A 12,134-nucleotide genomic window follows, 5' to 3' on the forward strand; every position below is an offset into this window, starting at 1 on the left:
CCTCGGGAGCACGTCGCACCGACCTGCTCCCGAGCCAGGTTGAAGGTCGCCTCAGAACATCGGCCGCGCCGAAGCAATCGCCACCAGCAACAACCCCACGATCAAATTGATCCCTACCAACTTGCGAATCTGCCCCAGCGCCGCCGCGCCCGCCGGCCAGTCTTCAGCCGCTACCGCCGTGCGCAGTTCCGGGAACTTCAACGCCTGGATGCGGATAAACAGCGCGGTCATCACCACATACAAGCCCATCATCACCTGCACATAGCGCGGCGCGGTCTCGAACCCGCTGAAGCGCAGGTGCAGCAGGCCAACGCCGCTGATCGGCAAAACCAGCACCGCCACCCAGACCCACACGAAAAAACGTTGAAACACATTTGCCCACAACTTGAGTCGGGCAGGGCCCTCAAGGGCCGCCACAGCGGCGGGGCGCAGGATCATCCAGGCGAAAAACATGCCGCCGACCCAGATCAGGGCGGCCAATACATGCAGGGTGTAGGCGAGGCTGAAGACGGTCATTGTGGTACTCCGTTCTGCGCGGGATTAATTAGCGGGGTATGATAGCGGCCGATTCGAACCACTGAAAATTTATCCAGCGTTTTTTGCGCCCGACTATCCATGATCAGCACTGAACTCAAAACCACGATCCAGGGCGCCTATACGCGTTTTCTCGAAGCCAAGAGCTTGAAACCGCGCTATGGCCAACGCCTGATGATCGCCGAAGTGGCCAAGGTCCTCGGGGATATCGACACCGACGACGAAGGTCGCCGCGAAGGTGAGCCTGCGGTCGTGGCCGTCGAAGCCGGCACCGGTACCGGCAAGACCGTGGCCTACAGCCTGGCCGCGATCCCGACCGCCAAGGCCGCCGGCAAGCGCCTGGTGATCGCCACCGCCACCGTCGCCCTGCAGGAGCAGATTGTCTACAAAGACCTGCCCGACCTGATGCGCAACAGCGGCCTGAACTTCACCTTCGCCCTGGCCAAGGGGCGTGGCCGCTATATGTGCCTGTCCAAGCTCGACGTGCTGTTGCAGGAAGGCCATGCGCAAACCGCCACGGCGTCGCTGTTTGAAGAAGAAGGCTTCAAGATCGAGGTTGATGAAGTCAGCCAGAAGCTGTTTACCAGCATGATCGAGAAATTGGCTGGCAATAAATGGGACGGCGACCGCGACAGCTGGCCCACCGCCCTGGAAGATGCCGATTGGGCGCGCCTGACCACCGACCATAGCCAATGCACCAACCGCCATTGCCCGAACTTCGGCCAGTGCGCCTTCTATAAGGCACGGGAAGGCATGGGCAAGGTCGATGTGATCGTCACCAACCACGACATGGTCCTGGCCGACCTGGCCCTGGGCGGCGGCGCCGTACTGCCGGACCCACGCGACACGCTCTACGTATTCGACGAAGGCCACCACCTGCCCGATAAGGCCATCGGCCACTTCGCCCATTACACGCGCCTGCGCTCCACCGCCGACTGGCTGGAGACCACCGCCAAGAACCTCACCAAGTTGCTCGCCCAGCACCCCTTGCCCGGCGACCTGGGCAAGCTGATCGAACAGGTGCCGGAGCTGGCGCGCGAGATCAAGACCCAGCAGCAGTTCATGTTCAGCGCCTGTGAACAGGTGGCCGACTTTAAACCTGGCGAAGACGTGGAGGGCCGAGAGCGCCCGCGCCATCGTTTTGTGGGTGGGCTGATCCCCGAGCACATGCGCGAAATGGGCGTTGAGCTCAAGAAAGGCTTTTCGCGCCTGACCGACCTGTTCACCCGCCTGACCGACCTGCTCAAGGAGGGCATGGACGGCGAGGTGAATATCGGCATCGCCAGCAACCAGGCCGAGGAATGGTACCCGCTGTTCGGCAGCCTGCTGTCCCGTTCCCAGGGCAACTGGGAGTTGTGGACCGCGTTTACCGCCGAAGACCCGGAAGACAACCCGCCCATGGCGCGTTGGCTGACCCTGTCGGAAAGCGGCGCGCTGTTCGATATCGAGGTCAATGCCAGCCCGATCCTGGCTGCCGAAATGCTGCGCCGCAACTTGTGGAATGTCGCGTATGGCTGCCTGGTAACCTCGGCCACGCTGACCGCCCTGGGCACCTTCGACCGCTTCCGCATGCGCGCCGGCCTGCCGAAAAAGGCGGTGACTGCTGTGGTGCCGAGCCCGTTTCATCATGCCGACGCCGGCGTGCTGCGCGTGCCCGACCTCAAGGCCGACCCTCGGGATGCGCCGGCTCACACGGCCGCCATCATCCGTGACCTGCCGTCCCTGGTGGAGGGTTCACGCGGCACCCTGGTATTGTTTTCCTCACGCAAACAGATGCAGGACGTGTTCGATGGCCTCGACCGCGACTGGCGCAAGCAAGTGTTTATCCAGGGCAACCTGTCCAAGCAGGAAACCCTGAACAAGCACAAGGCGCGGGTCGATGGCGGGGATTCCAGCGTGCTGTTCGGCCTGGCCAGTTTTGCCGAAGGCGTGGACTTGCCCGGTGCCTACTGTGAGCACGTGGTCATCGCCAAGATTCCGTTCTCGGTGCCGGATGACCCGGTCGAGGCTGCCTTGGCCGAGTGGATCGAGGCGCGGGGCGGCAACCCGTTCATGGAAATCTCGGTACCGGATGCTTCACTGAAGCTGGTGCAGGCCTGCGGGCGCTTGCTGCGTACCGAAGAAGACCGCGGCACCATCACGTTGCTCGATCGGCGCCTGGTTACCCAGCGCTATGGCAAAGCCATCCTGAATGCGTTGCCGCCATTCAGGCGCGAAATTTCTTAAGCCACCGTGGGCGAATTCGCCCACTTCGTGGTCTATCTCACTGCTATCGCTTTATGTCATCAGGCCATTCACCGGCCGTTTGGGAGAACCTTGCTCGTATGATTCGCACGCTGCCCGCCCTTTTTGCCCTGCTGTTCGCCGCGCCCTTGATGGCCGCGCCCAGCGGGCAACAAACATTGTTCAACTTCGTCCGGCCTGCCGATGTGGTCAAGGTGGCGACCCAGGACGCCAGCCTGCCGCAATACAACGCCGAACAAACCCCGGAAGGCGAGGTGCTGCGCCGCATCACGTTCAACCCGGCCGCCGAACCGAGCCTGGTGCTGAGCCCGCAAAGCGGCGTGTGGGACTGGTCGCAGTCCGGCGCCATGAGCCTGCGTATCCAGAGTGCCATGGACTGGGCGTTGACCCTGTACGTCAAGGTGCAGAGCAACGACGGCAAGACCCTGGTCAGTCGCATCGACCTGCCTGCGGGCCCGGCCCAGACCCTACTGGTTCCGTTGCAAGCCAACTCGCCGCTGAGCCAGGGCATGAAGGCGGGCCCGCCGATGCCGATCACCGTCGACGGCCAGCGCGTGTTGCTGGCCAGCAGCGCCGGGGAGATCGACCGCAGCCAGGTGGTCTCGGTGACCCTGTCGATGATCAAGCCCAATGTTGCGCAAAGCATCCTGCTGGAGCGCTTCGGCGTGCAGGACAGCGAGCCAGCGTTCAAGGCTGCCTACAGCAACCTGGTGGACGCCTATGGTCAATCCACGCGTGCGCGCTGGCCGGAAAAGGTCAGCAGCGACGAACAACTCAAGGCCGCCGCTGCCAAGGAGCAGCAACAGCTCAAGACGTGGCTGGCCGAGCGGGATAAGTCCGCACTGGATCAATACGGCGGTTGGAACAAAGGGCCGGCGTTCGATGCCAGCGGCTTTTTCCGCACCGAGAAACGTGACGGTCGCTGGTACCTGGTGACGCCGGAAGGCCACCCGTTCTACTCCCTGGGCGTGAACACCGTGGCGTCGGATAACAACCAGACCTACGTGGCGGGGCGTGAATGGATGTTCGGGGCGTTGCCCCAGGCTGGTGAACCCTTCGACAAGTACTATGGCAGCAGCGATCATCGCACCGGCAATGGCGCGGGCGAAGGCCGCAGCTTTGCGGCGGGGCGCTGGTACGATTTCTACCGCGCCAACCTGCAGCGTACCTACGACACTGATGGTTACGACCAGAAGCGCTGGATCAGCCACACCCTCGACCGCCTGCAGGCCTGGGGCTTCAACACCATCGGCAACTGGAGCGCCGCGGACCTGGCCACCGCCGACCGCGTACCGTACACCTTGCCGCTATCGATCGTCGGCGATTACGCCAGCATCAGCACCGGTACCGATTGGTGGGGCGGCATGCCCGACCCGTTCGACCCTCGCTTCGCCATGGCCACTGAGCGCGCCGTAGCCATCGCTGCCCGCGATCACCGCGATGACCCGTGGCTGATCGGCTTCTTTGCCGACAACGAACTGGCCTGGGCCGGCCCCGGTGATGATCCCAAGTCACGCTATGCCCTGGCCTACGGCACGTTGCGCATGACCACCGACGTCCCGGCCAAACGTGCGTTCCTCAAGCAATTGCGCGACAAGTACCGCAATGAAGAAGGCCTCTCCAGGGCCTGGGGTATCCACCTGGCGGGCTGGGAGTTGATGGAAGACCCAGGCTTCGAACCGCCGATGCCGAGTCCTGAGCACCCGGAAATCGAAGCCGACTTCAAATATTTCCAGAAAACCTTCGCCGACACCTATTTCAAGACCATTTCCGATTCGTTGAAGTGGCATGCCCCCAACCAGTTGCTGCTGGGTGGCCGTTACGCCGTGAGTACGCCGGAAGCCGTGGCCTCCTGTGCGCAGTATTGCGACGTGTTGAGCTTCAACATGTACACGCTCAAGCCTCAGGACGGTTATGACTTCGCTGCGTTGCGCGCATTGGACAAGCCCGTGTTGATCACCGAATTCAACTTCGGCTCTGCAGACCGTGGCCCGTTCTGGGGCGGTGTGACGCAGTTGGCCAGGGAGGAAGACCGGGGGGCGGCGTATGCGACCTTCCTCAAGCAGGCCATGGCCGAGCCGTCGATCGTCGGCGTGCATTGGTTCCAGTACCTGGACCAACCGGTTACCGGTCGCCTGCTGGACGGTGAAAACGGCCACTTCGGCTTGGTTGGCATTACCGATATCCCATTCCAGGGGTTTGTCGACAGCGTGCGCAAGAGCAACCTGGCGGCGGTCGACCAACTGGGCAAGGAAGCCGAAAAGGCCAAGGCGGCCAGTGCAGTGCATGAGCACGAAGGCGGCAACGCGCATGATGGCAAAGGTGCGGGGCAGGGCGCTGGGCACGCCGGCGGGCACTCTGGAAATGGTCATTGATTCAGTGGTGACGGGTTCACAAATCCTACAAGGGCTGGAACAATGTCAGCCACTTTTTATGGCGTTTTCCGAGGGGGCTTAGGTGCAGGTTCAGGGTCATTACGAACTTCAGTTCGAAGCGGTACGTGAAGCGTTCGCCGCCTTGTTCGATGACCCGCAGGAGCGTGGTGCCGGGCTTTGCATCCAGATCGGCGGGGAAACGGTAGTCGACCTGTGGGCCGGTACCGCCGACAAGGATGGTGCCGAGGCCTGGCACAGCGACACCCTCGTCAACCTGTTCTCGTGCACCAAGACGTTTACTGCGGTCACGGCCCTGCAATTGGTCGCCGAAGGCAAACTGAAGCTGGATGCGCCAGTGGCCGATTATTGGCCAGCGTTTGCGGCGGCGGGGAAGGAAACCATCACCCTGCGCCAGTTGCTCTGCCACCAGGCCGGATTGCCGGCGATCCGCGAAATGCTGCCCGCCGAAGCGCTATACGACTGGCAACGCATGGTCGACACCCTGGCGGCCGAAGCGCCGTGGTGGACACCGGGCCAAGGCCATGGCTACGAGGCAATCACCTATGGTTGGCTGGTCGGCGAATTGCTGCGCCGTGCCGACGGGCGCGGCCCGGGTGAATCCATCGTGGCGCGGGTTGCGCGGCCGTTGGGACTGGACTTCCATGTAGGGCTGGCGGATGAAGAGTTTTATCGCGTGGCTCATATAGCGCGCAGTAAAGGCAATATGGGCGATGAAGCCGCACAACGTTTACTGCAAGTAATGATGCGTGAACCGAACGCCATGACGACGCGGGCATTTGCCAACCCACCTTCTATTCTGACCAGCACCAATAAACCCGAATGGCGACGCATGCAGCAGCCGGCGGCAAATGGTCACGGTAATGCGCGCAGCCTGGCGGGTTTTTATAGCGGTTTGTTGGACGGTAGTTTGCTGGAAAGCGACATGCTCGAACAATTGACTCGTGAACACAGTATTGGGCCGGATAAAACCTTATTGACTCAGACCCGTTTTGGCCTGGGCTGCATGTTGGATCAACCGCAGTTGCCCAATGCAACCTTCGGCCTTGGCCCGCGTGCGTTTGGGCACCCTGGCGCGGGTGGTTCGGTGGGGTTTGCCGACCCTGAACATGATGTTGCGTTCGGTTTTGTGACTAATACGTTGGGGCCGTATGTACTTATGGACCCTCGTGCGCAGAAGTTGGTCGGAATATTGGCCGGTTGTCTGTAAACCCCTTGCTGTTTCACGTTTTTTTGTTACAAATGCAAGTATAAGAAGACGCTGAGCGAAATGTTGTAACTTTAATGTTCTGGAAGCGTCTGTTTAACGGGTCATCCAGACCCCCGGTTTTTTTCTCATTTTGTGGATATCTCATGTTATCGAACAAGTCCTTGGCACTGGCGCTGTGCCTCACTATTACTGGTTGCGCACAAACTCCACAAAATGATGCCGAAGGGGGGCATTGGTGGTCATTTGGATCTGATAAGGCTGCCACCAAGGACGCAGTGAGCCAAACCGACGCCAAGCCGGACGCTAAACCTGCCGCTGGCGCCAAGCCTGCTGCCCCGGTCGCTGCTGCTGTTGCCCCAACCCCAGCCCCAGCCCCGGTTGCCAAGGCTGACACCGGCTCCAGCTGGTGGCCCTTCTCCTCCAAGAGTGCCGACGAAAAGGCCGCCGATGCCAAGGCTGACCTGACGGCCGACCTCAAGGCCGCGACGCCGGCACCCGCCGCCGCGCCAGCTGTCGCCAAGAATGACACCGAAACCCACTGGTGGTGGCCGTTCGAAAGCAAGCCCAAGCCACTGGCCAAGGTCGACGTGACCAACGTACCGATGCCCGACCCGAAAATCACCCAGGCCTGGCTGGACGACTATGAACCGCGCCTGCGCGCCGCTATCAAGGACAGCAACCTGCAACTGGAGCGCCGCGATAACGTATTGGTGGTGATTGCCCCGGTAGACGGCTCCTACAACCCGAAACGCCCGGCGATGTTGTTGCCGGTTACCCTGGGCCCGTTCACCCGCGTTGCCAAGGCTGTTGAAGCCGATCCGAAAACCGCCGTACTGGTGCTGGGCCACGTGGATGCCACCGGTTCCGCTCCGGCCAGCCAGGCGTTGACCAAGGAGCGCGCGCAGTCCATCGCTTCGATTTTCAGCCTCAGCGGCCTGAAGCAAGACCGCTTGATGCTGCGTGGCATGGGCGACCTTATGCCGCGTGCCGCCAACGACAGCAATCAGGGGCGTGCGCTGAATCGTCGCATGGAAATCATGTTCACTCAGCGTACAACGATGTTGGCCTTGCTGAGTAAGTACAACTCCGGCAAGACGCCACCTGTCGCTGAAATGGTTGCCGTGCAGGATGTTCCAGCGCCGGCACCGGTTGCCAAGACTGCGGCGAAAAAGGCGCCTGTCGCCAAGAAAGCCGCCGCCAAGCCAGCTGCCAAAAAGGCCCCAGCCAAGCCGGCTGCGAAGAAACCGGCTCCGGCCAAAGCCAAGGCTGCTACGCCGGCGGCGAACGACCAGGCGAAAAACTGATCCGTTGAACCAGAAGGATAAAGTCGCATGACCCAGGCACTGGCCGATATGCGCCGTGACTACACACGGGACGGTTTGAGCGAGGCCCAGGCCCCGGATGAGCCGTTTGCCTTGTTTCACCAGTGGTTTGCCGATGCGGTGAAAACCGAGCAGCCACCGGTGGAGGCCAATGCCATGACCCTGGCCACGGTAGACCAGGACGGTCGTCCGCACTGTCGCATCCTGTTGCTCAAGGGCCTGGATGCACAGGGCTTTACCTTCTTTACCAACTATCAGAGCGCCAAGGGCGAACAGCTCGCGGCGCGGCCGTTCGCGGCCATGACCTTTTTCTGGCCGACCCTGGAGCGCCAGGTGCGCATTGAAGGGCGGGTCGTCAAGGTGACGCCCGAAGAGTCGGACGCCTATTACCAGGTCCGCCCCCTGGGCAGTCGCCTGGGCGCGTGGGCTTCCCCGCAGAGCCAGGTCATTCGTGATCGCGAGGCGCTGCAGGAACTGCTCAAGGCTACCGAACAGCGTTTCAGCGACACCCAGCCCGACTGCCCCGAGCACTGGGGTGGCTACCGTTTGCTGCCCGAGCGTATCGAGTTCTGGCAAGGCCGCGCCAGCCGCCTGCATGACCGCCTGAACTATCGCCTGCAAGGCGCGGACTGGACCCGCGAGCGCCTGGCGCCCTGACGCCCTGAGCGGCGCCTTTCGTCATCTCTCCTGAATCAAGCCGATCACACCGAAGTCTCTGTTCAAGAGTCTTCGGGCGTGTAGTGCTGTGCGGCGTTCTTTAGCCAGAGCGGCAGGTCGTTCCGCTTGATCTTCAAGGCCCGGGCCTTCTCTAGCTGTTGCAGCATAAAGGCGCGCTTGTGCAGGTCGTTGCCCGCCAGGGACAGCGCCAGGTCGCGGTCTATCCAACGCCTGATGCGCACGTACAACCAACCATGGAAGTACAGACCAGCGGCGGTAATGACTACAATGATGAAATAATCCATGAAGTTCCTGGTTATGTTGAGCGTGCTACCGTTCGTCGGTATTTTGGGTACTGGCAGTCTGTACTCAGGCTGAATGAAAGCAATTTTCTGCCGGGCTTGCCGTGACAGGCGTCAAGCTGCAGCGTCTAATGAATACCTGTCCTTTGGAGTTGATGCTATGCGTAAGTCCGTTTTACTGGTTGCCTGCTTTACCACCCTGTCGCTGCTGCTGGGTGGCTGCGCTTCGAGTCTGACCGGCGACTCGTACTCCCGTGACGAAGCGCGTCGTGTGCAGACCGTTCGCATGGGGACCATTGAATCCCTGCGTCCGGTGAAAATCGAAGGCACCAAGACCCCAATCGGCGGCGCAGCGGGTGCAGTCATCGGCGGTGTCGGCGGCAGCGCCATCGGCGGCGGCCGTGGCAGTATCGTTACCGCAGTCATCGGCGCCGTTGCTGGCGGCCTGCTGGGTTCGGCCACTGAAGAAGGCCTGACCCGTACCCAGGGCGTGGAAATCACCGTTCGTGAAGACGACGGCAGCATGCGCGCCTACGTACAGGCCGTGCAGGAAAATGAAATCTTCCGCATCGGCGACCGCGTGCGCATCATGACCGTTGATGGCACCAGCCGCGTGACTCGCTAAACGTCAGTCGTAGAAACACAAAACCCCAACCGGGTGACTGGTTGGGGTTTTTTTATGGGGGCGGCCAGTGCGCGGCTGGCGTTGTGTCTGTCCAGGTACGCACGACCTGTGACGAGGGAGCAAGCTCCCTCGCTACAATGATGCGCGTCGCCGAACCTCTCAGGCCTTCTTGCGACTTGCCATCGCCGTCACGCCATACCCAATACATGCCGCCAATATCGACCCGGTCAGGATCCCCATTCGATCTTCCCCGGCAAACTCGCTGGCGCCCGGCACAAAGGCCAGTGAGCCGACAAACAGGCTCATGGTGAAGCCGATACCGCACAGGATCGCCACGCCAAATACCTGGCCCCAGTTGGCACCGCTGGGCAGGGCAGCGAGGCCGGTCTTGATGGCCAGCCAGGTGAGGCCGAACACGCCGATGGTCTTGCCGATCAGCAGGCCCAGGGCGATGCCCATGGGCACATGGTGGGTAAAGCTTTCCAGGCTGACGCCGTTGAGGGACACGCCGGCGTTGGCGAAGGCGAACAGCGGCAGGATGCCGTAGGCCACCCATGGGTGAAGCGCGTGTTCCAGGGTCAGCAGCGGCGAAGGTTCGGCATTCTTGGTACGCATCGGGATGCAGAACGCCAATGTCACGCCGGCCAAGGTGGCATGCACGCCACTTTTCAGCACGCACACCCATAGGATCAACCCGATGATCAGGTAAGGCGCGAGCTTGATCACACCTAGGCGGTTCATGGCAATCAAGGCGATCAAGCACATCCCCGCGCCGGCCAGGGCGGCACCGGAGAGGTCGGCGGAATAGAACACGGCAATCACGATGATCGCGCCAAGGTCGTCAATAATTGCCAGGGTCATCAGGAACAGCTTCAGCGACACCGGCACACGCTTGCCCAGCAGGGCCAGCACGCCCAATGCGAAAGCGATGTCGGTGGCCATGGGGATGGCCCAGCCGGAGAGCGCCGCCGGGTAATCCTTGTTGATCGCCCAGTAGATCAGCGCCGGTACCACCATGCCGCCGATGGCCGCAGCGCCCGGCAGGACCACTTGCGATGGCTTGGACAAGTGGCCGTCCAGCAGCTCGCGCTTGACCTCCAGGCCGATCAGCAGGAAAAACAAGGCCATCAGGCCGTCGTTGATCCACAACAGCGCGGGCTTGGCGATGTTCAGCGCGCCAATCTGGGCCACCACCGGTACCTCGAGAAAGGCCCCGTAGAGGTGGGACAGCGGTGAGTTGTTGATGATCAGCGCCAAGGCGGCCGCCGCGATCAATAACAGACCGCTGGCGGCTTCCAGCTGGAAGAAACGGGTAAAAGTGCTACGCAGAGCCAAGGGATGCTCTCCAATCCAGATTCAATAGGTGGGTACCCTAACCCGTACTGTTAGTTGTTAAAACAAAAGTTATATTCTTATTTGTTATAAGGGATGGGGTACCCTGGCATTGCGCCAAAGCCTAGCAATTGTGTGTCCAATTGAGTCGTCACTGTATCTGTGTGCAGTGTAGGAAACATCCTAAGATTGGGGCTGAAATTCTTAGAGATCTTCCCTCATGAGTGACCATCGTCCCTGGGCCCGCGAAGCCATTCGCATCATTGAAGCGGACTTCCAGCGCAGCGCTGACACGCACTTGATACCTCTGCCGCTGCCGGGCTTTCCGGGTATCGAGTTGTACTTCAAGGACGAGTCCAGCCATCCCACCGGGAGCCTGAAGCATCGCCTGGCGCGCTCGCTGTTTCTGTATGCGCTGTGCAATGGCTGGCTGAAGCCGGGAGCACCGGTGATCGAAGCATCCAGCGGTTCGACGGCGATTTCGGAAGCCTACTTTGCGCGCCTGCTCGGCCTGCCGTTTATTGCGGTGATGCCTGCCACCACCTCCCAGGAAAAGATCGCCCAGATCGCTTTCTATGGTGGCAAGAGCCATCTGGTACAGGATCCGACGCAGATCTATGCCGAGTCCGAACGCCTGGCGAAGGAAAGTGGTGGTCACTTCATGGACCAGTTCACCTACGCCGAGCGCGCGACCGATTGGCGGGCAAACAACAACATCGCCGAGTCGATCTTCCAGCAGCTGCGCTTTGAGCGACATCCGGAACCGAGCTGGCTGATTTCCAGCCCCGGCACTGGCGGTACCACTGCGACCCTAGGGCGCTACGTGCGCTATCGCCAGCATTGCACCCGCGTATTGTGTGCCGATGCCGAGCGCTCGGTGTTTTTTGACTACTACCTCAGCGGTGACGCCAGCCTGCGCCTGGACTGCGGCTCGCGGATCGAAGGGATTGGTCGCCCACGGGTCGAGGCGTCGTTCCTGCCCAAGGTGATTGATGCGATGGTCAAGGTGCCGGACGCACTGTCGTTGGCGGCCATGCATTACCTGGCCGAGCGTTTGGGGCGGCGGGTCGGGGGTTCCAGCGGGACCAACCTGATTGGCGCATTGGTGGCGGCGCAGCAGATGAAGGCGGCAGGGGAGTCAGGTTCGATCGTGGCGATCTTGTGTGATGGGGGCGAGCGCTATGCCACCACCTATTACGACCAGGCGTGGCTGCTGGGGCAGGGATATGAATTGGATGGCTTGATTACGGCCGTTGCGGCCAGTGTGGAGCGGGGCGAGCTGTTGCCGGCCAACATCCTGCGCGCAAATATTTGATCCGACGCAAAGCCTGATGTGGGAGGGGGTAGGTCCCTCCGGCATGAAATAAATTATTGATTATTAAGGATTAAATCTTTCCTTTAATGACCGATTTTTTGTGGTGATCGGGATTGTTGTGGGGGCTGGCTTGGTGTGGGGGGCTGGCTTGTTGTGGCGAGCGGGCTTGCCCCGCGTTGGGCTGCGAAGCGGCCCCAATA

The 12,134-nt window shown here is 61.3% G+C and carries 10 protein-coding genes; 7 read left to right on the forward strand and 3 right to left on the reverse strand.

Annotated features, from left to right (window positions below; translation table 11 throughout):
- Positions 1-51: 51 nt before the first annotated feature.
- Complete coding sequence (locus ACODSV_RS08450; RefSeq protein WP_150054373.1) at positions 52-516, reverse strand: CopD family protein; 465 nt, start codon at positions 514-516, stop codon at positions 52-54.
- Positions 517-615: 99 nt separating this feature from the next.
- Here ACODSV_RS08450 and dinG point away from each other — a divergent pair, with 99 nt between their 5' ends.
- The 5 genes from dinG to pdxH all read left to right on the forward strand — a co-directional run bounded on the left by dinG (position 616) and on the right by pdxH (position 8,360).
- A complete protein-coding gene (dinG, locus tag ACODSV_RS08455) occupies positions 616-2,760 on the forward strand; it encodes an ATP-dependent DNA helicase DinG (RefSeq protein ID WP_024073871.1) in 2,145 nt (714 codons plus the stop codon).
- A 98-nt stretch (positions 2,761-2,858) separates the two neighbouring features.
- Positions 2,859-5,153, forward strand: coding sequence for a beta-galactosidase (locus ACODSV_RS08460; protein ID WP_024073872.1), 2,295 nt, complete (start codon positions 2,859-2,861; stop codon positions 5,151-5,153).
- Between the two features lie 82 nt (positions 5,154-5,235).
- Entirely contained in the window at positions 5,236-6,381 is a 1,146-nt protein-coding gene (locus ACODSV_RS08465) for an EstA family serine hydrolase (protein WP_024073873.1), read from the forward strand.
- A 143-nt stretch (positions 6,382-6,524) separates the two neighbouring features.
- Positions 6,525-7,685, forward strand: a complete 1,161-nt coding sequence (locus ACODSV_RS08470; RefSeq protein WP_150054371.1) for an OmpA family protein — start codon at positions 6,525-6,527, stop codon at positions 7,683-7,685.
- Positions 7,686-7,712: 27 nt separating this feature from the next.
- Positions 7,713-8,360: a pyridoxamine 5'-phosphate oxidase gene (gene pdxH / locus ACODSV_RS08475; protein WP_024073875.1), complete on the forward strand. Its 648-nt coding sequence runs from the start codon at positions 7,713-7,715 to the stop codon at positions 8,358-8,360.
- Between the two features lie 62 nt (positions 8,361-8,422).
- Here pdxH and ACODSV_RS08480 read toward each other — a convergent pair whose 3' ends face one another.
- Positions 8,423-8,665 (reverse strand): hypothetical protein, encoded by a 243-nt coding sequence (locus ACODSV_RS08480; RefSeq protein ID WP_024073876.1) that lies wholly within the window; start codon positions 8,663-8,665, stop codon positions 8,423-8,425.
- A gap of 157 nt (positions 8,666-8,822) precedes the next feature.
- Between ACODSV_RS08480 and ACODSV_RS08485 the strand changes: the two genes are divergently transcribed.
- Positions 8,823-9,287 carry an outer membrane lipoprotein gene (locus ACODSV_RS08485; protein ID WP_003189251.1) on the forward strand — a complete coding sequence of 155 codons (465 nt, stop codon included), beginning with the start codon at positions 8,823-8,825 and terminating at the stop codon, positions 9,285-9,287.
- A gap of 159 nt (positions 9,288-9,446) precedes the next feature.
- On the opposite strand, the gene nhaA is transcribed toward ACODSV_RS08485, so the two are convergent.
- A complete protein-coding gene (nhaA, locus tag ACODSV_RS08490; protein WP_024073877.1) occupies positions 9,447-10,622 on the reverse strand; it encodes a Na+/H+ antiporter NhaA in 1,176 nt (391 codons plus the stop codon).
- A 217-nt stretch (positions 10,623-10,839) separates the two neighbouring features.
- On the opposite strand from nhaA, the gene ACODSV_RS08495 reads away from it, so the two are divergent.
- Positions 10,840-11,934, forward strand: coding sequence for a PLP-dependent cysteine synthase family protein (locus ACODSV_RS08495; RefSeq protein ID WP_150054367.1), 1,095 nt, complete (start codon positions 10,840-10,842; stop codon positions 11,932-11,934).
- The last annotated feature ends 200 nt before the right edge of the window (positions 11,935-12,134 follow it).

This window comes from Pseudomonas sp. FG86 (assembly GCF_057808775.1).